Consider the following 22709-nt stretch of genomic DNA (forward strand, 5'->3'; position numbering starts at 1 on the left):
CTGGCGTTGACTTTTGGCACGCTGTTGAGTTCTCAAGGAACGGACGCTTCCTTTGTACTCACCCTCTCGGGCTTTCCTCCGGGCGCTTCCCTTCGTTGTGTTCCAAACTCTATCAGGTATTTCTCGTCTCCCTGACCACTCATCTGCGAGCACGCAGAAGCTGACCCAGGGATTAGGATCCGACTTGATAGGTGCTGCCGAGTCCGGACGCTTGACCGCGTCGCTCGCCTCAGGCAGGAGTCCGACTCTACATGGGGCGCTGAGTGGGCGCAAATCGTTTGTGCAGTGCCCCTACTCAGTCAACCGGGACCTCTCGCGCGGAACCGGGACTTTTTATGACTTACTCTTCTGAACAGTGCGCCGTCCGGGACAGGCAGTGACGGCGGCTACGAATCTCCGCCCCCTGGGAGGCATGCCATGACCAGCGTGACGTCACCGCTTGCAGGACGCGCCATCGGGCTCGCCGCGGTACCGGACCCCGTGTTCTCCGGTGCGATGGTCGGCCCCGGTACGGCCATCGACCCCGTGCGTGAGCCTTCAGAAGCTGTCGCCCCCGTCGACGGCATCGTCGTCTCGCTTCACCCGCACGCCTTTGTCGTCGTGGACGACCAGGGGCACGGCGTGCTGACGCACCTGGGCATCGACACCGTTCAGCTCAATGGTGAGGGCTTCGAGCTGCTCGTCAACAAGGGTGACACGGTGCAGCGCGGGCAGGCCATCGTGCGCTGGGACCCGGCGGCCGTCGAGGCGGCCGGCAAGTCCGCGGTATGCCCCATCGTGGCGCTCGAGGCCACCGCCGAGTCCCTCAGCGGGCTCGTGGAGGATGGGGACGTCAAAGCCGGGGACGCTCTCTTCAGCTGGAAGTGACGTCAACGCCGTCCCTGACGGCAAGTAGGACATCCACCGCGGCGGCTGGGCCCGTCGCTCTATTGGAGACGGGTGAAATGGAGACAACGCTGCGAGGCGTCGGCGTGAGCCATGGTGTGGCGATCGGCGAAGTTCGGCACATGGGGACGGCGGTGCTCGAGCCGCCTGCCAAGCAGATTCCCGCGGAGGAGGCCGAGCGCGAACAGGGGCGCGCCCGGCAGGCCGTGGAGGCTGTCGCGGCCGATCTGATTGCGCGCGGCAATCTGGCCGGTGGGGAGGCGCAGCACGTACTCGAGGCGCAGGCGATGATCGCCCAGGACCCCGAGCTCATGTCCGACGTCGACCGCCGCATCACGGTCGGCAGCACGGCGGAGCGCGGTATCTACGACGCGTTCTCCCACTACCGCGAACTGCTTGCCGGTGCCGGTGAGTACATGGCCGGTCGTGTCGCTGACCTCGATGACGTACGGAATCGCATCGTCGCGCGGCTGCTCGGCGTTCCGATGCCGGGTGTTCCGGACAGCGATGAGCCCTACGTTCTGATCGCGCGTGATCTCGCGCCTGCGGACACGGCGCTGCTTGACCCCGCGCTGGTGCTCGGCTTCGTCACCGAGGAGGGCGGGCCTACCAGTCACAGCGCGATTCTCGCGCGGGCGCTCGGTGTGCCCGCCGTTGTCGCTCTGCCGGGTGCGGGCGAGCTCGCCGAGGGCACCGTTGTGGCCGTGGACGGCAGCACCGGTGAGATCTTCGTCGACCCGAGTGCGGAGAAGCGGAGCCAGATGGCGGCCGCGGCCGCCGAGCGGAAGGCAGCCCTCGCCGCTTCGACCGGTCCGGGTGCGACGTCCGACGGTCACAAGGTGCCGCTGCTCGCCAATGTCGGCGGTCCCGCCGACGTGCCGGCGGCGGTGGAGGCCGGGGCCGAGGGTGTCGGTCTCTTCCGTACCGAGTTCCTCTTCCTGGACGACAGCACCAAGGCGCCGTCGGAGGAGAAGCAGGTCGAGGCGTACCGCAAGGTACTCGAGGCGTTCCCCGAGGGCCGGGTCGTGGTGCGTGTGCTCGACGCGGGCGCCGACAAGCCGCTCGACTTCCTGACGCCCGCCGATGAGCCGAACCCGGCGCTCGGTGTGCGGGGCCTTCGGTCGCTGCTCGAGCACCCCGATGTGCTGCGTACGCAGCTGACCGCGCTGGCCAAGGCCTCCGAGGGGCTGCCTGTCTACCTCGAGGTCATGGCCCCGATGGTCGCGGACCGTACCGACGCCAAGGCGTTCGCGGACGCGTGTCGCGAGGCGGGGCTGCAGGCCAAGTTCGGCGCCATGGTGGAGATTCCGTCGGCGGCACTGCGGGCGCGCTCGATCCTGCAGGAGGTCGAGTTCCTCTCGCTGGGCACCAACGACCTGGCCCAGTACGCCTTCGCGGCCGACCGTCAGGTGGGCGCGGTGTCGCGGCTGCAGGACCCGTGGCAGCCCGCGCTGCTCGACCTGGTCGCGCTGTCCGCCGAGTCGGCCAAGGCCGAGGGCAAGAGCTGTGGTGTCTGTGGCGAGGCTGCGTCCGACCCGCTGCTCGCGTGTGTGCTGACCGGTCTCGGCGTCACCTCCCTTTCCATGGGTGCGGCGTCCATTCCTTATGTGCGGGCGACTCTCGGCAAGTACACGCTGGCCCAGTGCGAGCGCGCTGCGGCCGCCGCGCGGGCCGCGGACAGCGCCGAGGACGCGCGGAAGGCCGCTCAGGCGGTTCTGTCCGGCGAGTAGCAGGCGAGTAGCAGGCGAGTAGCAGGTACGTGCGGGCCGCTCGGTCCGCTGTATGACGTGCGAGGGGCGTTCCATCCGATGCGGATGGGGCGCCCCTCGGGCGTTCAGTGCCGGTGTCGCCCTTCGGGCGGATCGTCTTCGATGGGTGGGGCCGCGCAGTAGTCGACGCCGGATTCCGGGGCGACGAGGTCGCCCGAGATCGCGTCCGTGCAGTAGGCGTCGAAGACTTCGGCCGCGGTGAGCGGCAGCAGGCGCTCACCGTGCAGGCGCCAGCCCTGGACGCGGTCCGGGCTGCCGTCGGCGGTCGTACGCATCACCAGGCCCGCGGCGCCGTGGGTGGCGATGCCGACGGCGAGGACCGTGGTGAACTCCAGGGCTTCGGTTTCGTCGAGCCGTGTGATGGCTTCGGTGTCCTGTTCGACGTGCAGCGCCGCGAGGAGCGTCTCCTGGGCGGCGGGCAGGCTGCAGACCAGGTGCCGGGTGCCGGGCCCTGTGGTTTCGAGGAGCCGGACGAGCAGGTCCGATGCCTGGTCGAAGGCGGCCCTGCCGATGTCCTCGCCGCAGACCGCGCACGCGCCGAGGCCGGCCAGGAGCATCGTGGCGTACTCCCAGGTGGCCTGGCGGACCGCCTCGTCGACGAGGTCGGGCAGAAGGTCCGTGAGCGGCTGGCCGTCGTAGGGGACGGTGGGCCCGGTGGAGGCCAGCTCGGCGGTGAAGCGGGTGCGGCTGGCCGGGGCGTCCGGTTCCAGGCCGCTGTCGGCGCAGTATTCCTCGTACTCCTCCGGGTCGAAGAGGGCGATGGAGGTGTGCCGGCCGTCGGAGGCGAGGGAGCGGAGCAGGCCTTCGGCCTGGCGCAGGTAGGTGGCGTGGTCGTCGAACGTGAAGGTGCGGTAGCGGCGCATCGCCGCGAAGTCCTCCTCGTCGGCCAACAGGCCGATGGTTCCGGCGACTTCGCGGCGCAGTGCGCGTCGCATGGTGCTGTGCTGTGTGCGGCCCATGATTCCCCCTGCGATCTGTTGATCAATGCTCACTCACAGTAATGGGCAGCACTGACAACGACCGTCCGACGGGAATTGATCAAGAACGTTGGCGGCCCAGGTCCTCGTAGAAACGGAGCAGTTCGAGGTTGTCCACCGATCCCGCGTTGACCGCCTTGTCCAGTGCGGCGCCTTGCAGCAGGCGCTTGACCGGGACCTCGATGCGCTTGCCGGTGAGGGTGTGCGGGATGCCGGGGACCTCGATGATCTCGTCGGGCACGTGGCGCGGGGAGAGCTGTGTGCGGATCGACTGCTTGATGCGGTCGCGCAGAGCGTCGTCGAGGGTGGCGCCGGCGGCGAGGTGGATGAAGAGGGGCATCCAATAGCCGCCTTCGGGTTCTTCGACGCCGATGACGAGGGATTCGCGGATCTCCGGGAGGCGTTCGACGACCTCGTAGATGTCGGCCGAACCCATGCGTACGCCTTGGCGGTTGAGCGTGGAGTCGGAGCGGCCGTGGATCACGACCGAGCCGCGCGAGGTCAGGGTGATCCAGTCGCCGTGGCGCCAGACTCCGGGATAGGTGTCGAAGTAGCTGTCGTGGTAGCGGCTGCCGTCGGGGTCGTTCCAGAAGTGGATCGGCATGGACGGCATCGGGTTGGTGACCACGAGCTCGCCGACCTCGTCGACGAGGGGCTTGCCCTGGGGGTCCCAGGACTGGAGGTCCGTGCCGAGGCCGGGGGCCTGGAGTTCGCCGATGTGGACGGGCAGGGTCGGCACCGCGCCGGCGAAGCAGGAGCACACGTCGGTGCCGCCGCTGACGGAGGCCGTCCACAGGCCGCCCGGCCTGTCCGCGAACTCGTCGTGCAGCCAGCGGAATCCGTCGGGCGGCAGCGGGGATCCGGTGGTGGCGACGCATTGGACGCGCGAGAGGTCGAAGTCGCGGGCCGGGTGTACGCCCGCTTTGCGGCAGGCCATGACGTACGCGGCGGAGGTGCCGAAGAGGGTGGCTCCCGTGCGTTCGGCGATGCGCCACTGGGCGCCGGTGTCGGGATAGCCGGGGCTGCCGTCGTAGAGGACGATCGTGGTGCCGGTGAGGAGGCCGGAGACGAGGAAGTTCCACATCATCCAGCCGGTGGACGTGTACCAGAAGAAGCGGTCCTCGGGGCCCAGGTCGCAGTGCAGGCCGAGCTGCTTGAGGTGTTCGACGAGGATGCCGCCCTGGGACTGGACGATGGCCTTGGGCAGGCCCGTCGTGCCGGACGAGTAGAGCACCCACAGGGGGTGGTCGAAGGGGACCGGTTCGAAGACGGGGGCGGTGTCCGACGCGGTGAGGGCGGACCATTCCAGGGCGCCTTCGGGGGCCTCGGTGCCGAGGAGCGGAATGTGTACGACGGCGCGCAGGGTGGGCAGTTCGCGGCGCAGCTCGGAGACGGCGGCGCGGCGGTCGTGTTCCTTGCCGCCGTAGCGGTAGCCGTCGACGGTGAACAGGACGACCGGTTCGACCTGCTGGAAACGGTCAAGGACGCTGCGGGCGCCGAAGTCCGGGGCACAGGACGTCCAGACGGCACCGACGGCGGCGGTGGCCAGGAAGGCGACGACGGCCTGCGGGATGTTCGGTACGTAGCCGCTGACGCGGTCCCCCGGGCGTACGCCGAGTGCGCGCAGTTCCGCAGCCAGGGAGCCGACCTGGCGGCGCAGCTCGGCCCAGGTCACCGGGACCGGTTCGTGGGTCTCGTCAACATGGAGGAGAGCGGGGTCGCTCGCGCGCGTGGGATCCTCCGCGGCGCGCAGGGCGTGTTCGGCGTAATTGAGCGTGGCCTCGGGGAACCACTCGGCGCCCGGCATGGAGCGGTCGCCGAGCACGCGCGCGTAGGGCGTCGAGAACCGTACGTCGAACCAGTCGGTCACGGCCTTCCAGAACGTGTCCAGTTCCTCCACCGACCAGCGGTGCAATGCCGCGTAGCCTCCGTCGGCGGGCGCTCCGTGGTGCTCGGCGGCCCACGCCTGGAAGCGTGTGATCCGCGCGCCGGCGATCCGTTTCTGGTCGGGCTGCCAGAGCGCTGAAGGGTTCGCTGAGGACATGGGGCGGCTCCCGGGCTGTACGCGTCGTATGCGTGTGTGGTGCGCGCGTGCTGGTGCGCGCGACACGGCTGAAAAGGACGATGCCACGTGATCGATTTCGGCACCAGGGTGAGCCTCACACAGTCGGCGCGGCGACTGTGTGCCGTCACCCCAGGTGAACGGCAGTTGAACGATCCACACACGCGGCTTCTTCGGTGGCAGGGTGAGCAGCATGAACGGTCGTGACCTGGTGCGTTCGATGAAGGCGGTCGGTTTGGTCGGTACGGCGCAGGGGTTGCGTACGGTGCGGTCCTCTTGGCGGATGAAACGGGCGGACGCGGCCGGGCTCGCCCCCCGGGGTGTCGAGCGCGCGCGGGTGCCCGGTCCGGTGACGGGCGTTGAGCCGGGGCCCGGGGGCGGGGTCGTGCGGTTCGCCCGTTCCGAGCTGCGGGTGCGGGTCACTACGGGCGGGGCCATCTTCTGGGGTTGGGACGGGGCGGAGCCCGATCCCTCGTACGCGTTGGTGAGCGGGAGTCCCGAGGCGGATCCGCGGGCCGTCCTCGAGCCCGACAAGGAGGGCGGCTGGCGGGTGGTGTCGGAGCGGGCGACGGTCGTCGTCTCGCGGCTCGGTGCCGTCGAGCTGCGCACGCCCGGTGGTCTGATGCTGCGCCGTGATCTGCCGCCGCGCTGGTGGGAGCCGGCCGGCGGGGGCGGGGCGCACTGGTTCCAGCGGTCGCAAGTGGCGGCGGACGCACGGTTCTTCGGGCTCGGGGGGCGTGCGCGGGGGCCGCGGCTGCGGGACGGGACGTACCGGCTGTGGAACTCCGACCCCGGGGGTGCGTTCGGGCCGGGCGACGGACCGCTGTACATCACCATGCCCGTGCAGCTGGTGGTGGCCGACGTCGGCTGCCATCTGGTCTTCCACGACAACACGTGGGACGGGACCGTGGCGGTGCGCGAGGGCGAGGAGGGTGCGGGGTCGGGGCACGACCGGGTGGGTTCGTGCGAGGTGCGCATGGCCGGCGGGCCGCTGCGGTGCTGGGTCATGGTGGGCACTCCCGCGCGCGTGCTGCATACCTGGGCCTCTCTGACGGGGCCGCCGGCGCTGCCGCCCGCCTGGGCGCTCGGGCACCATCACGCCCGCTGGGGCTTCGGCGGTGAGCAGGAGGTGCGGCGGATCGTGGCGGGCTACCGGGATCGGGGTCTGCCGCTGGACGCCGTCCATCTGGACATCGACCACTACGAAGCGCATCAGGTGTTCACCGTCGACAAGGAGACCTATCCCCATCTGCCGCAGCTGGCCGACGAGTTGCTCGAGGACGGTGTGCGTCTCGTGTCGATCGTCGACCCGGCGGTGAAGGCCGAACGGGGCAACGAGGTGTACGACAGCGGCACCACGAGCGACGCCTTTGTGCGGGACGCGGCGGGGCGGACGGTGCGTGGGGTCGTCTGGCCGGGTGAGGCGGTGTTCCCGGACTTCACGGACGCGCGGGTGCGGGCGTGGTGGGGCGGGCTCTACAAGGAGCGTCTGGCGCAGGGTTTCGCGGGTTTCTGGCACGACATGAACGAGCCCGTCTCTTTCTCCGCCTTCGGGGAGGCGACGCTGCCGCGATCGGCCCGGCACGCGTTGGAGGGGCGCGGCGGCGACCATCGGGAGGCGCACAACGTGTACGGGCTCGGCATGGCCCGTGCCGGGTACGAGGGGCTGCGTGAACTGCATCCCCAGGAGAGGCCGTTCGTGTTCTCGCGCTCCGGGTGGGCGGGGATGCAGCGCTACGGAGGGACCTGGTCCGGGGATGTGGCCACGGGCTGGCCGGGCTTGCGGGCCTCGCTGGCGCTGGTGCTCGGTCTGGGGCTGTGCGGTGTTCCGTACTCGGGGCCCGACGTGGGCGGGTTCGACGGCAGTCCGTCGCCCGAGCTGTATCTGCGGTGGTTCCAACTGGGGTCTTATCTGCCGCTGTTCCGTACGCACGCGGCGCTGCGGGCCGGGCGCAGGGAGCCCTGGGAGTTCGGCCCGGACGTGCTGGAGCACGCGCGCGTGGCGCTCGTCGAGCGCCGGCGGTTGCTGCCGTACTTCGTGACGCTGGCGCACCTGGCGCGGCGTACGGGCACGCCGTATGTGCGGCCCTTGTGGTGGGGCAGTCCGGAGGACCGGGCGCTGCGTGACTGCGAGGACGCGTTTCTGCTCGGGGACTGTCTGCTGGTGGCGCCGGTGCTCGAACCGGGAGCGGTCCGCCGCACGGTGCGGCTGCCCAAGGGGCGTTGGTACGACACGGCCACCGGGAAGGCGTACGAAGGGCCTGCCCGGGTGCTTCTGGAGGCGCCGCTCTCCCGGGTGCCGGTGCTCGCGCGGGCCGGTGCGGTGCTGCCGGTGCGGGGCGCCGACGGAGGGCTCGAGCTGGAGGTGTGGGCGCCCGCTCCTGGGCGTACCGGTGGTGGCCTGGTGATCAGGGATGCCGGTGACGGATGGCAGGAGCCGGACATCGAGCGGTTCGCCGCGCGGTGGATCGACGGGCGTGTGGTGGTCGAACGGGACGGCAGGGACGGTGAGGAGGCCGCGGGCGAGGTGGGGCTGCCGGTGACGGTGCGAGGTGTGCCGCAGGCTTCCCCGTAGGTCGGTGCCGCTCCCCCTCGGGCGTCAGTAGCGCCCTTCGAACCAGGCGCGCACCGCCAGCGTGTGCAGCGGGAAGGCGAGTTCGGCCGGGCGGTGGAGGAGGTGCCAGCCGTCCGTCTCGTCCGTCGGCGCGGAGCGGGGCAGCTCCGCCGCCGGGCGCTCCGGCAGCAGGCCGAAGAGCAGCAGGTATCCGTCGGGCGTGCTCAGCGCCTCGGCGAGGCGGACGTCGTGGCTCGCCGCGCTGATGCCCGTCTCCTCCTTGAGCTCGCGGACGACGGCGTGCCGCCAGTCCTCGCGGTCGTCGATGAAGCCGCCGGGCAGGGCGACTCCCCCGCGCGCGGGGGCGATGGTGCGGGTCACGACGACCAGGGCGGTGCCCTTGGTGTCGTACACGGGCTGGAGAGCCACCGCCACGGGCAGCGGATTGCGGTAGGCCAGGGCGCCGCACGCCGGGCAGGTGCGGGGCCAGCCGGTCATGTGCTCCCCGTAGGGCGCCCCGCAGCTCGAACAGTGGGAGTCCGGCACGGGGTGGGCGCGGTGCTGCGATGCGGACACGCGGCGGACTGTATCCGATCGCCCTGATGCCGGTCTTTCGCTCCGGGACCTGATCCTGATAGATGCAGGGTTCATGACAGGAATTGCCTCCGCCCCGCGGAATCTCGCCGTCACCGCCACCGCTCTCCTCGCCGTGGCCGCCACCTCCGCGCCCGCCCACGCGAAGCCCGAACCCAAGGCCCCCGACGGGTTCGTGGCGTTGCGCGACGTCGACCCGACGATCATCCAGGAGATGCGCTACCTCACGCCGCACAACTTCGTGGGCGAGCCCATCGACGGCTACAAGAAGCCGATGTGCATCCTCACCGAGCCGGCAGCCAAGGCGCTGCACAAGGCCCAGCGGAAGCTGCTGCGCGAGGGCTACTCCCTTAAGGTGTACGACTGTTACCGGCCGCAGCGGGCCGTCGACCAGTTCGTGCGCTGGGCCGAGGACCTCGGCGACGAGCGCATGAAGGCGGAGTTCTATCCCCATGTCGACAAGTCGCGGCTGTTCGAGGACGGTTACATCGCCGCGAAGTCCGGGCACAGCCGCGGCTCGACGCTCGATCTGACGGTGGTGAAGCTGCCCGCCCTGCCCACGCGCCCCTACGTGCCCGGAGAGGCGCTCACGCCCTGCTACGGACCCCAGGACGAGCGCTTCCCCGACAACTCCGTGGACATGGGGACGGGGTTCGACTGCTTCGACACCCTCTCCCACACGGACGACCCCCGTGTCACCGGCGAGCAGCGGGCCAACCGGGATCTGCTGCGGGGCGCGCTGGCGGAGGTCGGGTTCGTGAACCTGCCCGAGGAGTGGTGGCACTTCACCTACAAGCCCGAGCTCTTCCCGGACACCTATTTCGACTTCCCCGTGGCACGCCGGTCGTTGCCCGTGGCACACTTCTGACGTTCCGTCAGATCCAGTGTCGTGGAGGGGCCTTGTCGCGTACGCGTACTCCCGTGGTGGCCGACTGGTTCGCCGGGGAGGGAGACAACTTCCGTCTTCTGGGCACACGCTGCTCGGCATGCGCCTGTGTCTTCTTCCCCCGCGAGGACGGCTTCTGCCGCAATCCCGGCTGCTCGGGCGGTGACCTCGACGAGGTGCCGCTCTCGCGGCGCGGCCGCGTCTGGTCGTACACCGACAGCCGCTACCGGCCGCCCGCGCCCTATGTGTCCGATCCGGAACTCACCTGGCACCCCTACACGTTGATCGCTGTGGAGCTCGAGGCTGAGCGCATGGTGGTGCTCGGACAGTCGGTTCCGGGGGTCACCGTCGCCGATCTGGAGGTCGGCATGGAGGTGGAGGTCGTCCCCGGCGTGCTCAACGAGGACGCGGAGACGACCTGGACGACGTGGTACTGGCGGCCGGTGGGGGTGGGCGCATGACCAGCGAGGTGGCGGTGCTCGGCGCGGGCATGCACCCGTGGGGCAAGTGGGGCCGCAGCTTCATCGAGTACGGCACGGCGGCGGCCCGCGCGGCGCTCGCCGACGCCGGTGTCGACTGGCGCGATGTGGGTTCGATCGTCGGCGCGGACACCGTGCGCGGCGGATATCCGGGGTACGTGGCGGGGGCGACGTTCGCGAAGGCGCTCGGCTGGCAGGGCGCGCGAGTGTCGAGCGTGTACGCCGCGTGCGCCTCCGGAGCCCAGGCGATCAACACGGCGCGTACGCAGATCCTTTCGGGCCTGGCCGATGTCGTCCTGGTGGTCGGGGCCGATGCCGCTCCCAAGGGGTTCTTCCGGCCTGCGGGCGGTGACCGCCACGACGACCCCGACTGGCTCCGGTTCCGCGTCCTCGGCGCCACGAATCCCGCCTACTTCGGGCTGTACGCGCGCCGCCGAATGGCCGTGCACGGTGACACGCTGGAGGACTTCGCCCAGGTCAAGGTGAAGAACGCGGCCGCGGGATCGCTCAATCCGAACGCGCGCTACCGCAAGACCGTCACGGCGCAGGATGTGGCCGCGTCCGCCACGGTCGCCGACCCGCTGCGGCTGCTCGACATCTGCGCGACCTCCGACGGAGCGGCGGCGCTCGTGCTCTCCAGCATGAAGTTCGCCCGGCGGCACGGCGCGGCGGACCCGGTGCGGATCCGCGCGGTGTCCACGGTCACACCGACGTATCCGAACACCGTCCTCGACCTGCCGGACATCGCGACGGACTCGGCGGCCGCCGTGCCGCCGGGCGACCTGACCTTCCGTGCCTCCATCGCGCAGGCCGCGTACGAGGAAGCGGGCATCGGGCCCGACGACCTCTCCTTGGCTGAGGTGTATGACCTCTCCACCGCTCTTGAACTGCAGTGGTACGAGGACCTGGGGCTGTGCGGCGAGGGCGAGGGGGCCAAGCTGCTGCGGGAGGGGGCGACCGCCCCGGGTGGTCGCATACCCGTCAACGCCAGCGGCGGGCTCGCGTCCTTCGGAGAGGCCGTCCCCGCCCAGGCCATCGCCCAAGTGTGCGAGCTGACATGGCAGTTGCGCGGCGCGGCGGGGGCGCGGCAGGTGCCGGGGGCGCGCGTGGGGATCACCGCGAACCAAGGGCTGTTCGGCCACGGATCCTCGGTCGTGGCGGTGCGCTGAGTCCTGCCACCGGTCATCGGCAGGTCTGCACGGAGGAAGGCCCCGCGCCGGTTAACCGTTGCCGTCCGCGACCTTGACGCTCCATCACCACCGGTGAACACTTCCGGTGTCAGTCGGCATCGCCGCACTTCGGCTCCGCGCCATTCAGGGCCCCTGTACGCGCGAAGGGTCTGCACGAAGGGCCTGTTCAGCGGGTCATCCCCCATGGGCGATTCGACTGCGACGGCACGCTCGCCATCGATGCCGGGCGGGGCGCGGGACACTCCTGCCCTCGGCTGAAGTCGCTGGGCGTAGCCAGGCAGTAGTCGTGGGAACGCACCCTGCACGGAGTACCGGGGACCAGCGCCCCGGGCGAGGGCCTAGGAGCCGCCATGTACTCGAATGGGGACATCTTCGTCGGTGAGATCATCGGCACCGCGATTCTGATTCTCTTCGGCGCCGGCGTATGCGCCGCCGTCACACTGAACTATTCCAAGGCGAAAGCCTCCGGATGGATCGTCATCGCCTTCGGATGGGGCTTCGGCGTGCTAGCGGGCGCGTATACCGCCGCGCCGCTCTCCGGCGGCCATCTCAACCCGGCCGTCACGATCGGCATCGCCGTCGACAGCGAGAAGTGGGACAAGGTCTGGATCTATCTGCTCGGGCAGATGATCGGCGCCATGATCGGCGCCGTACTCGCGTACCTCGTCTACTTCGCGCAGTTCAACGCCAATGTGCCGCGCGGCGAGAAGAGCGACGCGGAGAGCGTGGACGAGCCGTTGCCGACCCTGGGCATCTTCTCCACCATCCCGGAGATCCGTAACCCGGTCGCCAACCTGCTCACCGAGATCATCGCGACCATCGGCCTGGTGCTTCCGCTGCTCGCCTTCGGCCTGACCAAGGGCCTCGGCGAGTCCGGCACGCTCGTACTCATCGTTGCCTTCCTGGTCGTCGGCATCGGCCTCTCGCTCGGCGGGCCCACGGGCTACGCCATCAACCCGGCCCGCGACCTGGGCCCGCGCATCGTGCACACCTTCCTGCCGATACCGAACAAGGGCACATCCGACTGGAGTTACGCCTGGATCCCCGTGGCCGGGCCCCTGATCGGCGGAGCCCTCGCAGGTCTCATCTACAACGCAGCCTTCTGACTCAGCTGACTCAAGGGGTAGCCATGCCGGACAACTCCGAGAAGTTCGTCGCCGCCATCGATCAGGGCACCACCTCCAGCCGCTGCATCATCTTCAATCACGCGGGCGAGATCGTCGCCGTCGACCAGCGTGAGCACCGCCAGATCTTTCCCAAGCCTGGCTGGGTGGAGCACGATGCCACCGAGATCTGGTCCAAGGTGCAGGCGGTGGTCGCCGGGGCAATCGCCAAGGCCGGGCTGCGCGCCGACCAGCTCAGCGCGCTCGGCATCACCAACCAGCGCGAGACGACGGTCCTGTGGGACCGCGCCACGGGCAAGCCCGTGCACAACGCGATCGTCTGGCAGGACACCCGGACGTCGGCGCTCTGCAACGAACTGGGCGGCACGGACGGCCAGGACCGGTTCCGCGAGCAGACCGGTCTGCCGCTCGCGAGCTACTTCTCCGGGCCCAAGGCCGCCTGGCTGCTCGACAACGTGCCGGGCCTGCGGGCCCGCGCCGAGCGCGGCGAGATAGCCTTCGGCACCATCGACTCCTGGCTGATCTGGAACCTCACCGGCGGCACGGACGGCGGCGTGCACGTCACCGATGTCACCAACGCCGGGCGCACCATGCTGATGAACCTGGCCACGCTCCAGTGGGACCAGTCGATCCTGTCCGCGATGAACGTCCCCGAGGCGATCCTGCCGGAGATCAGGTCGTCGGCCGAGGTGTACGGCACGGCGGTCGGGCAGCTCTCCGGAGTGCCGGTCGCCTCCGCGCTCGGCGACCAGCAGGCGGCGATCTTCGGTCAGGCGTGCTACGACACCGGGACGGCCAAGAACACGTACGGAACGGGCAGTTTCCTGCTGCTCAACACCGGGAACAGGCCCGTCCCCTCCAAGAGCGGGCTGCTCACCACGATGGGCTACAAGATCGGCTCCGAGGCGCCCGTCTACTGCCTCGAAGGGGCCATCGCGATCACCGGCGCGCTGGTGCAGTGGTTCCGCGACCAGCTCGGCATCATCCGCAGCGCCGACGAGATCGAGCCGCTGGCCGCGAGCGTGGAGGACAACGGCGGTGCGTACATCGTGCCCGCGTTCTCCGGCCTGTTCGCGCCCTACTGGCGCTCGGACGCGCGCGGCGTCGTCACCGGCCTCACCCGGTACGTGACCAAGGCGCACCTCGCCCGCGCCGTCCTGGAGGCGACCAGCTGGCAGACCCGTGAGGTCGTCGACGCCATGTACCAGGACTCCGGGGTGCAGTTGCGGAGCCTGAAGGTGGACGGCGGGATGACCAAGAACAATCTGCTGATGCAGCACCAGGCGGATGTGCTCGGCGTTCCGGTGATCCGGCCGCGGGTCTCCGAGACGACGTGTCTGGGTGCCGCGTACGCCGCCGGCCTTGCGACCGGCGTGTGGAACGACCTGGACGAGCTGAAGGCCCACTGGCAGCGGGACGTGGAGTGGACGCCGGTGATGGACGCGGAGTCGCGCGACCGCGAGTACCACAACTGGCACAAGGCGGTGGAGCGGAGCTTCGGCTGGCACGAGGACGGCGCGAGCTGAGCCGAGGATGACCGCGGCCCGTACCCCGGTCGGCGGGGGTACGGGCCGTGACGCCGCCTACTACGGGCCGTTTCGCTGTCTACGGAGTCAGGTGGTCGCCGGCTCTCTGGCCGCGGCGGCCACCGACATCGCGTGCTCCACGACGCCGATCAGGACCTCCTTGACGGACTGCCGCTCGCGGGCGTCGCACAGCAGCACGGGCACTTCGGGGTCGAGGTCGAGCGCCTGGCGCACGGCATCGGCGGGGTAACGGGACGCCCCGTCGAAGCAGTTGACGCCGACGACGAAGGGTATGGAGCGCCGTTCGAAGTAGTCGACGGCGGCGAAGCAGTCCTCCAGGCGGCGGGTGTCGGCGAGGACCACGGCGCCGAGGGCCCCGGTGGCCAGCTCGTCCCAGAGGAACCAGAAGCGGTCCTGTCCCGGGGTGCCGAAGACGTACAGCACCAGGTCCTCGCGGAGCGTGATCCGGCCGAAGTCCATGGCGACCGTGGTGGTGTGCTTGCCCGAGACGCCGCTGGTGTCGTCGACGGGGCGGCCCGCCTCGCTGAGCGGCTCCTCGGTGCGCAGCGGTTTGATCTCGCTGACCGCGCCGACGAGGGTCGTCTTGCCGACGCCGAACCCTCCTGCCACCAGGATCTTCAGCGTGACCGGCTCGACGGGGGCCTTGCCGCGCTCAGAACGCTTGAAGATCATCGCTCGCTTCTCCTGCATCAGTGGTGGCACGTGCGTCGGGGGTGGCACGCGCGTCGGGGGTGTCACGTGCGTCTGTGGTGTCGTGCGGGGCCGGTCCGTATCCGCCGCCGCCAGGGGTTTCGATCACGAGTACGTCGTCGGCGCCCAGGTCCGCCGAGTCGCTTCCGTCGAGCGCGAGCACGCCGCCGTCGGCGCGCTCCACACGGCCCGTGCCGAGGGCGCCCGGGCTGCCGCCCGCCATGCCGTACGGCGCAACCCTGCGGTGCTGGGACAGCGTGGAGACGGTCATCGGCTCGCGGAAGCGGATGCGCCGTACGGCCCCGTCGCCGCCGCGCCACCGCCCGTCGCCCCCGCTGCCGCGCCGCACGGCGAACTCTTCGAGGAGCACGGGCAGCCGCCACTCGAGGACTTCGGGGTCGGTGAGCCGGGAGTTGGTCATATGGGTCTGGACGACGGACGCGCCGTCGAACCCGTCGCCGGCTCCGGATCCCGAGGCCACCGTCTCGTAGTACTGGTGGCGGTCGTTGCCGAAGGTGACGTTGTTCATCGTGCCGGAGCCCTCGGCCTGGACGCCCAGGGCGCCGTAGAGCGCTCCGGTGATCGCCTGCGAGGTCTCGACGTTCCCGGCGACGACGGCCGCCGGCGGTTCGGGCGCGAGCAGGGAGCCCGGCGGCACGACGATGCGCAGGGGGCGCAGGCAGCCGTCGTTGAGCGGGATGTCCTCGGCCACCAGGGTGCGGAAGACGTACAGGACTGCGGCGTTGACCACCGCGAAGGGCGCGTTGAAGTTCGTGGCGAGCTGGGGTGACGTACCGGTGAAGTCGACGGTTGCCGAGCGGTTCTCGCGGTCGACCGTGACGCGGACCCGGATGACGGCCCCGGAGTCGGTTGGATAAGTGAACTCGCCCTCTTCGAGGGTGTCGATGACGCGGCGAACGGCCTCTTCGGCGTTGTCCTGGACGTGCCGCATGTACGCCTGCACCACGTCGAGGCCGAAGTTCTCGATCATGCGGGCGACTTCGTCGACGCCCTTCTGGTTGGCGGCGATCTGGGCGCGCAGGTCGGCGAGGTTGGTGGCCGGGTTGCGGGAGGGGTAGGGGGCGTCGGTGAGCAGGGCCAGGGTCTCGGCCTCGCGGAACCGGCCGCCTTCCGCCAGCAGCCAGTTGTCGAAGAGGATGCCCTCCTCCTCGATGGTGCGGCTGTTGGCGGGCATGGAGCCGGGGGCGATGCCGCCGATCTCCGCGTGGTGGCCCCGGGAGGCCACGTAGAAGAGGATCCGCTCCCCCGGAGTGCCGTGCTCCCCCGGGGCGTCGAACACCGGGGTGATCACAGTGACGTCGGGGAGGTGGGTGCCGCCGTGGTAGGGGTCGTTGACGGCGTAGGTGTCCCCGGGGCGCATGGTCGTGCCGCGGCGCCGGATGACCTCCTTCACGCTCGTCCCCATGGAGCCCAGGTGCACGGGGATGTGCGGGGCGTTGGCGACGAGATTGCCGTCGGGGTCGAAGAGCGCGCAGGAGAAGTCAAGGCGCTCCTTGATATTGACCGACTGGGCCGTGGACTCCAGGCGGGCGCCCATCTGTTCGGCGATGGACATGAAGAGGTTGTTGAAGACTTCGAGGAGGACGGGGTCGGCCTCCGTGCTCGCGGTGGAACCCTCGGGCTCCGCCACGCGTTCCATGACCAGGTGTCCTTCGTCCGTCATGGCCGCCTGCCAGCCGTCGTCCACGACCGTCGTGGCACTGGCCTCGGTGATGATCGCGGGTCCGGTGACGGTCTCCCCCGGCGGCAACTGCTCGCGGCGGTGCAGGGGTACGTCGCGCCAGGCGCCGCCCGTGTGCAGGCGGACGGTCTCCGGTGTGCCCCGCCGGGCCTCGCCCGCGAGCACCGAGAGGTCCGGCTGCTCGGTCACTCCGGTGGCCTCCACGGAGAGGGCCTCGACGACGACGGGACGGTCCAGGGTGAAGGAGTAGGTGGTGCGGTGGCGGTCCTCGAAGGCACGGATCATGGCGTCCGGCTCGGTGAGCTCCACGGTGAGCGTGGTGTCGGTGCCGTCGTAGCGCAGTTGGGCACGCCGCGTGACGCGCACGCGGTCCACGGGCACGTCCTCGGCGAGGAGTTCGGCGCGGGCCGCCCCTTCCAGGTCGTCTGCGGTCTTCAGGACGCGCGGCATGGCGGACGGCTCGAGGCGGACCTCCACGGACTGCTCGCGCATCGCGGTGGTGTCGGCGAGGCCGATGCCGAGCGCAGAGAGCACACCGGCCATCGGCGGTACGAGGACGGTGCGGATGCCGAGCGAGTCGGCGACCATGCACGCGTGCTGGCCGCCGGCGCCGCCGAACGTCGTCAGGGCGTAGCGCGTGACGTCGTGGCCCTTCTGGACCGAGATGCGCTTGACGGCGCCCGCGATGTTGGCCACCGCGATCTGCAGATAGCCCTCGGCCACCTGCTCCGGGGTGCGGTCGTCGCCGGTGCGCTCCCCGATGTCGTGGGCAAGGGCGGCGAAGCGGTCGCGGACGAGTGTCTCGTCGAGCGGCTGGTCGCCGTCCGGTCCGAACACCCGGGGGAAATGGGCGGGTTGGACACGGCCGAGCGCCACGTTCGCGTCGGTGACCGTGAGCGGCCCGCCGCCCCGGTAGCTCGCCGGGCCCGGCGTCGCGCCCGCCGAGTCGGGGCCCACGCGGTAGCGGCTGCCGTCGAAGTGCAGCACGGAGCCGCCGCCCGCGGCGACGGTGTGGATGTCCAGCATCGGCGCGCGAAGGCGTACGCCCGCGATCTGCGTGGTGAAGACCCGTTCGTACTCGCCGGCGTAGTGCGACACGTCCGTGGAGGTGCCGCCCATGTCGAAGCCGATGACCCGGTCGAAGCCCGCGCGCTGCGACATGCGGGCCATGCCGACGATGCCACCGGCGGGACCGGACAGGATGGCGTCCTTGCCGCGGAACTGCCCGGCCTCCGTGAGGCCGCCGTTCGACTGCATGAACATCAGCCGCACGCCCCGCAGTTCGTCGGCGACATGCTGGACGTAGCGGTGCAGGACGGGCGACAGATAGGCGTCGACGACGGCGGTGTCACCGCGCGGGACGAGCTTCATCAGCGGGCTCACCTCGCTGGAGAGCGAGACCTGGGGGAAGCCGATCCCCGCGGCGAGTTCGCCGATCGCCCGCTCGTGCGCGGGATACAGATGGCTGTGCAGACAGACGACGGCCACGGAGCGGATCCCGTCGTCGTACGCCGCCCGGAGCGGTCCGGCGAGGGCCTCCAGGTCGGGCGTGCGCAGCACGTCGCCGTCGGCGGTGACGCGTTCGTCGACCTCGATGACCCGCTCGTGCAGCGAGGCGGGCAGCACGATCTCGCGCGCGAAGATGTGCGGGCGGTTCTGGTACGCGATGCGCAGGGCGTCGCCGAAGCCGCGGGTGATGACCAGGGCGGTGAGCTCGCCCTTGCGCTCCAGGAGGGCGTTGGTGGCGACGGTGGTCCCCATGCGGACGGCTTCGACAGACGCGCCTGGCGCGCCGGGGGTGTCACCGAGGAGTTCGCGGATCCCCGCGACGGCCGCGTCGGCATACCGCGCGGGGTTGTCCGACAGGAGCTTGTGCGTGAGCAGCCGGCCGTCCGGACGCCGCGCGACGATGTCGGTGAAGGTGCCGCCCCTGTCGACCCAGAACTGCCAGCCAGTCACGTCTCACTCCCCGCTTCCGCGCTGTTCAGAGCGCCCGGAGGCCGTTGATCACGTCGCGCAGAATACTCTCGTCGGGCAGTTCCGCGGGGGGTACGGGACGTGTCACGTGCACCAGTTCGTCGTCGACGAGATCGCCGATGAGGACCCGGATCACGCCGATGGGAAGGTCGAGTTCGGCCGCCAGTTCGGCGACCGACTGAGGGCTGTCACGGCAGAGCCCGACGATGTCCACATGCTCCGGGGACAGCGTCTGGTCCGTCTCCGGATCGTCGGCCCGGGCCTCGGCGATGACGACCGCGATCAGGTCGAGGCGGTGCTGGGCCGGACTGGTGGTGCGTCCGCGTGTCATGGCGTACGGACGTACCACCGGCCCGGCGTCGTCGTCGAACCAGCGATGCGTCCTCTGCGTCCCCTGACCGTCTTCGCTCATGCCCTCCCGCTACCCTCCCGTGGGCAGGTCGGTGCGCGGCGCCGTACCCAGATGCACACCCACCCTCTTGACCAGCAGCGTCATTTCGTACGCGACCAGGCCCACGTCGGAGTCCGCGTCCGAGAGGACGGCGAGACAGCTGCCGTCGCCCGCGGCCGTGACGAAGAGGAAGGCGTCGTCGAGCTCCACCACGGTCTGGCGGACCCTGCCCGCCTCGAAGTGGCGTCCGACGCCCTTGGCCAGGCTGTGGAACCCCGAGGCGACGGCGGCGAGATGCTCGCTGTCCTCCCTGGTCAGGTCCTTCGATACGCCGGTCGGCAGGCCGTCGCCGGAGAGCACGAGCGCCTTGCGGATGCTGGCGACCCGCTGCACCAGGTCGTCGAGGAGCCAGTTCAGCTCCCCCGATCCCCCGGGCATGGCGATGCGTGCGTCGGCCTTCGGTGCGGTCATCGACCGTCCCCCTCAGATGTGGTTCCTGGTGCTGTGCCGTCGGAGGCGTCGTCGCCCGCGGCGTTCTCTTCACGGCCGCGCTGCCAGCCACGCTGGAGCGATGCCATCCGGCTGCGTACCTCGTCGGCGTCGCGCTCCTGCGGCCTGGTCCCGGCCGTCGGTGCGCGCTCCGGGCGCTGGTCGGGACCGTCCTTCAGTTGAGGCGCGAGGTTGGCCTGACGGACGCGCCGGGGCAGTCCGCCGGGGGCTTGGGTGGGCACCTGTCCGGCGTCGGGTGACGTCGCGGTGCGTTCGGGGGTCTCCGTGGACGTCGAGGTGCGCTCAGGGGTCTCCGTGCGCCGACTGCGCCTGGGGAGCTCCGGCGGCGGCTGGTCGGCAGCGGTGACGTCGCGGTGCGGGGGCGACAGGTCGGGCCAGGCGGACTGCGGTTCGGGGCGGCGCGGCAGGTCGACGGCGTCCGTCGCGGTACGGCCGCGCCGCCGGCTCGGCAGCTCCGGAACGGTGGGCTCGGGACGGCCTTCGGCATCGGTGCCGCGGCCCCGTAGCGGGAGATCGGCGTTCACGGCGCCGCCCTGGGGGCGTCCCACGGGGGTGTTCTCCGCCGCGATGCCGCCCTGGGGGCGGCCCGCCGGGCTCTCCGGGGCCGCGTCGTCCTCCGCCGTCGTGCCCCGGTTCCTGGTGTGCGTCACGGGGCGGCCGTGCGAGGAGACCAGCTTCGGGGTCCTGCGGCGGGGCAGTGGCACCGGGTCGGTCGGGTGGCCCTCGTCCGCGGGGTCGTCGTCCGGGGACGATTCGTCGGGGCGTACGGGTTCACGCTGGCCGGTCTCCCGCTCGTCGCGGGCCTGTTGGTGCTGCTCGTCGCCGGGGACCCCGGCGGCGCGGCGGCGCGGACGGAAGAGACCGCCGCGCTCGCTGTCCTCGTCCTCCAGGGCGCCGGGGAAACCGTCGAGGTCCGCCATGCCGACCGGTGCCTCCAGCTCGACGGGACCGTCGAGGATGGACGCGGGCAACCCGGGCAGCTGGACGGGCACTTGGCCGAGGGCCGCCGTCTTGTCGCCCTTCTTGTCGCGGCCCACGGCCTCCTTGGACTGCGGTCGGTCGAGGCGGAATCCGATGCCGTTGGTGTCCGGTACGTCGTCCGTGAGCAGCGTCTCGGGGATGAACACGACGGCGGTGGTCCCGCCGTACGGAGAGGGCTGCAGGGAGACGCGTACGCGCTGCCGCTGGGCGAGGCGGCTCACTACGAAGAGGCCGAGCCGGTCGGTGTCGGAGAGTTCGAACTCCGGCGTCTCGGCGAGGCGGAGGTTGGCGTCCAGGAGCGCGTCGGCGGCCATGCCGAGTCCCCGGTCGTGGATCTCCAGGGTGAAGCCGTTGGCGACATGCTCCCCCAGGACCTGCACCGCGGTGTGCGGGGGCGAGAACACCGTGGCGTTCTCCAGGAGTTCGGCCAGCAGGTGGGTGAGGTCGGCGACCGCGGGGCCGGTGACGGCGATGCGCGGCAGGCGGCGCACCTCGATGCGTTCGTAGTCCTCGACCTCGGCGACGGCCGCGCGGACGACGTCCATGAGCTGGACGGGCTTGCGCCACTGCCGCGAGGGGGCGGCGCCGGAGAGGATCACGAGACCCTCGGCGTGCCGCCGCATGCGGGTCGTCAGGTGGTCGAGGCGGAAGAGGTCGGCGAGTTCGTCCGTGTCCTCGGTCCTGCGCTCCATCGTGTCGAGCAGGGTGAGCTGCTTGTGCAGGAGCACCTGGCTGCGGCGTGCGAGGTTGACGAACACCTCGGAGACGCCGCGGCGCAGATCGGCCTGCTTCACGGTGGCCTCGACCGCGGCGCGCTGCAGGGTGTTGAGCGCCTGGCCGACCTGGCCGATCTCGTCCTTCTCGTACGTCAGACGGGGCGCCTCGGTCTCCACGTCGACCTGTTCGCCGGCCGCCAGGCGGCGCAGCACGCCGGGCAGCCGCACACCGGACGCCTCGTGGGCCTCCAGGCGCAGGCGCCGCAGGTCACGTATGAGGCTGCGGCCGATGCGCAGGGACATGAAGACCGAGAACAGCAGCGCGAGCAGACCGAAGACGCCTGCCACGGCAACCCGGATGATCACGCCGACGGCCACCGGCTCGACCCGGTCCTGCAGGCGGTCGCTCGCCGCGTCGCCGCGTTCGGCGAGGTCCTTGAGGGCCTTGCCCGCCGCGGCGTCCCAGCGCGCCGATGTGACCACGCGCGGCGTGCCGGCCGCGGACTCGGCAACTGCCTTCTCGGCGCCCCGCAGCTGGGTCGTCTCGGCGCCGTTCCAGTAGCGCTCGTAGTGGCCGCGCTCGTCCTCCGGCAGCTGGCCGAGGCTGACCTCGTACAGCAGGGTGCGCTGGGCCCGCAGGTCGGCGATCTCCCGGATCTCGGTCTTGGTGATCCGGTGGGCCACGAGCGCGGAGCCGAGCAACGCGTCCTCGCGGGAGAGCAGTTCACGCGCGCGTGCCACTCCGACGAGCGCGCGGCCCTGCCGGTCGAGCTTCGCGTCGTCGAGGCCCTGGAGGGTCATCAGGAAGCCGTAGCAGGGGTCGATCAGCTTCGTGTACATCTTGAGCGCGCCGGCGCGGGTGATGGTGCCCTCTTCGACCGTGCGGCGCAGCGACTCGATGCCGTCGAAGGCGTCGAGGATCGAGGCGAGCCGGTCGGCGGACTGTCCGGACACCGCGTCGCGCACGTCCGGGTCCTTGGCCCTCTCCTTCACCTGCGCGACCATGTCGTCGGTCGCGGCACGGCTGCGGCGCAGCGCGGCGAGCGCGTCGGAGGCCCGGGGGTCGGCGAGATAGACGAGGGTCTGGCGGCGCTCCTGCTGGACGACCTGGGCGGTGTCGTCGACCGGGTAGCCGATCGTGTCGACGAGGTTCGCGACGTCGATCAGGTTCTTGGCCGACTGCCCGGTGACGTAGGTGGCGAAGCCCCACAACGCGGTCAGGGAAAGGAGCGGCACCAGCAGCAATGCCACGATCTTCCGGCGGATGGACTTCCCGCGAAAGCGCATGGCCTCCCCCAGATCGGCCCCCTGCGGCCGCGCTATGGCCAGGGGCACACATGTGCGTCAACAAACGGCGTGAGCCTACTACCGACCCAGGGGCAACTCGAAGGCACGTCCGGACGGATTTCAGCCGTGACGCGAAAGGGACGTCCGAAGTTGTCCCTCCATTACGGGAGATTGCATCCCGCGTGTGGCACGTGCCACGCGGCACAATCCCCGTGCGGATGTGCCCAGTTGGCCGGATCTCTTCGCTTTGCCGAAGCCGTTCGGGAATCTTCCCGGCCGCTCGTTCGTCTGTGAATAAGGGAGTTGGGACAGCGTGCGCCAAGACCGCATGCCGTGCCGAGGTGGTGTAAAGCCGAGCAATTCGGGCAGCCACTGAGGTGCCGGGTCC

General features: G+C 70.7%; 16 protein-coding genes. 8 read left to right on the forward strand and 8 right to left on the reverse strand.

Annotation, left to right across the window (positions count from 1 at the left end):
- The first annotated feature begins 417 nt into the window (after positions 1-417).
- Both AB0O76_RS19330 and ptsP read left to right on the forward strand, forming a co-directional pair.
- Positions 418-867 (forward strand): PTS glucose transporter subunit IIA, encoded by a 450-nt coding sequence (locus tag AB0O76_RS19330; RefSeq protein WP_365492389.1) that lies wholly within the window; start codon positions 418-420, stop codon positions 865-867.
- A gap of 77 nt (positions 868-944) precedes the next feature.
- Positions 945-2615 (forward strand): phosphoenolpyruvate--protein phosphotransferase, encoded by a 1671-nt coding sequence (gene ptsP, locus AB0O76_RS19335; protein ID WP_365492392.1) that lies wholly within the window; start codon positions 945-947, stop codon positions 2613-2615.
- Positions 2616-2719: 104 nt separating this feature from the next.
- Here ptsP and AB0O76_RS19340 read toward each other — a convergent pair whose 3' ends face one another.
- Together AB0O76_RS19340 and AB0O76_RS19345 are read right to left on the reverse strand one after the other, a co-directional pair.
- Entirely contained in the window at positions 2720-3613 is an 894-nt protein-coding gene (locus tag AB0O76_RS19340; RefSeq protein ID WP_365492395.1) for a hypothetical protein, read from the reverse strand.
- A 79-nt stretch (positions 3614-3692) separates the two neighbouring features.
- Positions 3693-5675, reverse strand: coding sequence for an acetoacetate--CoA ligase (locus tag AB0O76_RS19345; RefSeq protein ID WP_365492398.1), 1983 nt, complete (start codon positions 5673-5675; stop codon positions 3693-3695).
- Between the two features lie 211 nt (positions 5676-5886).
- On the opposite strand from AB0O76_RS19345, the gene AB0O76_RS19350 reads away from it, so the two are divergent.
- The gene (locus tag AB0O76_RS19350; RefSeq protein WP_365492401.1) at positions 5887-8268 is read left to right on the forward strand and encodes a glycoside hydrolase family 31 protein; all 2382 of its coding nucleotides are present in this window, start codon (positions 5887-5889) and stop codon (positions 8266-8268) included.
- A 24-nt stretch (positions 8269-8292) separates the two neighbouring features.
- Here the strand turns inward: AB0O76_RS19350 and AB0O76_RS19355 are convergent, their stop codons facing one another.
- The gene (locus AB0O76_RS19355) at positions 8293-8823 is read right to left on the reverse strand and encodes an NUDIX domain-containing protein (RefSeq protein WP_365492404.1); all 531 of its coding nucleotides are present in this window, start codon (positions 8821-8823) and stop codon (positions 8293-8295) included.
- A gap of 73 nt (positions 8824-8896) precedes the next feature.
- On the opposite strand from AB0O76_RS19355, the gene AB0O76_RS19360 reads away from it, so the two are divergent.
- The 5 genes from AB0O76_RS19360 (at position 8897) to glpK (ending at position 14046) form a co-directional block, all read left to right on the forward strand.
- On the forward strand, positions 8897-9709 hold the full coding sequence (locus tag AB0O76_RS19360; protein WP_365492407.1) for a M15 family metallopeptidase: 813 nt from the start codon (positions 8897-8899) through the stop codon (positions 9707-9709).
- Positions 9710-9762: 53 nt separating this feature from the next.
- The gene (locus AB0O76_RS19365; RefSeq protein WP_365493089.1) at positions 9763-10188 is read left to right on the forward strand and encodes a zinc ribbon domain-containing protein; all 426 of its coding nucleotides are present in this window, start codon (positions 9763-9765) and stop codon (positions 10186-10188) included.
- Positions 10185-11375, forward strand: coding sequence for a lipid-transfer protein (locus AB0O76_RS19370; RefSeq protein ID WP_365492410.1), 1191 nt, complete (start codon positions 10185-10187; stop codon positions 11373-11375). Before AB0O76_RS19365 ends, AB0O76_RS19370 begins: the two co-directional genes overlap by 4 nt.
- Positions 11376-11746: 371 nt before the next feature.
- Complete coding sequence (locus AB0O76_RS19375; protein WP_365492413.1) at positions 11747-12502, forward strand: MIP/aquaporin family protein; 756 nt, start codon at positions 11747-11749, stop codon at positions 12500-12502.
- Between the two features lie 23 nt (positions 12503-12525).
- A complete protein-coding gene (glpK, locus tag AB0O76_RS19380) occupies positions 12526-14046 on the forward strand; it encodes a glycerol kinase GlpK (protein ID WP_365492416.1) in 1521 nt (506 codons plus the stop codon).
- An 87-nt stretch (positions 14047-14133) separates the two neighbouring features.
- Here glpK and AB0O76_RS19385 read toward each other — a convergent pair whose 3' ends face one another.
- The 5 genes from AB0O76_RS19385 to AB0O76_RS19405 are packed head-to-tail and all read right to left on the reverse strand — an operon-like array spanning position 14134 to position 22321.
- Positions 14134-14739 carry an ATP/GTP-binding protein gene (locus tag AB0O76_RS19385; RefSeq protein ID WP_365492418.1) on the reverse strand — a complete coding sequence of 202 codons (606 nt, stop codon included), beginning with the start codon at positions 14737-14739 and terminating at the stop codon, positions 14134-14136.
- On the reverse strand, positions 14720-18418 hold the full coding sequence (locus AB0O76_RS19390) for a hydantoinase B/oxoprolinase family protein (protein ID WP_365492421.1): 3699 nt from the start codon (positions 18416-18418) through the stop codon (positions 14720-14722). Before AB0O76_RS19390 ends, AB0O76_RS19385 begins: the two co-directional genes overlap by 20 nt.
- 25 nt (positions 18419-18443) lie before the next feature.
- Positions 18444-18848 carry a DUF742 domain-containing protein gene (locus AB0O76_RS19395; protein ID WP_365492424.1) on the reverse strand — a complete coding sequence of 135 codons (405 nt, stop codon included), beginning with the start codon at positions 18846-18848 and terminating at the stop codon, positions 18444-18446.
- Between the two features lie 9 nt (positions 18849-18857).
- Entirely contained in the window at positions 18858-19298 is a 441-nt protein-coding gene (locus tag AB0O76_RS19400) for a roadblock/LC7 domain-containing protein (protein ID WP_360780819.1), read from the reverse strand.
- Positions 19295-22321 (reverse strand): nitrate- and nitrite sensing domain-containing protein, encoded by a 3027-nt coding sequence (locus AB0O76_RS19405; protein ID WP_365492428.1) that lies wholly within the window; start codon positions 22319-22321, stop codon positions 19295-19297. Before AB0O76_RS19405 ends, AB0O76_RS19400 begins: the two co-directional genes overlap by 4 nt.
- Positions 22322-22709 lie beyond the last annotated feature (388 nt).

The organism is Streptomyces sp. NPDC086554 (assembly GCF_040686095.1).
GTDB lineage: Bacteria > Actinomycetota > Actinomycetes > Streptomycetales > Streptomycetaceae > Streptomyces.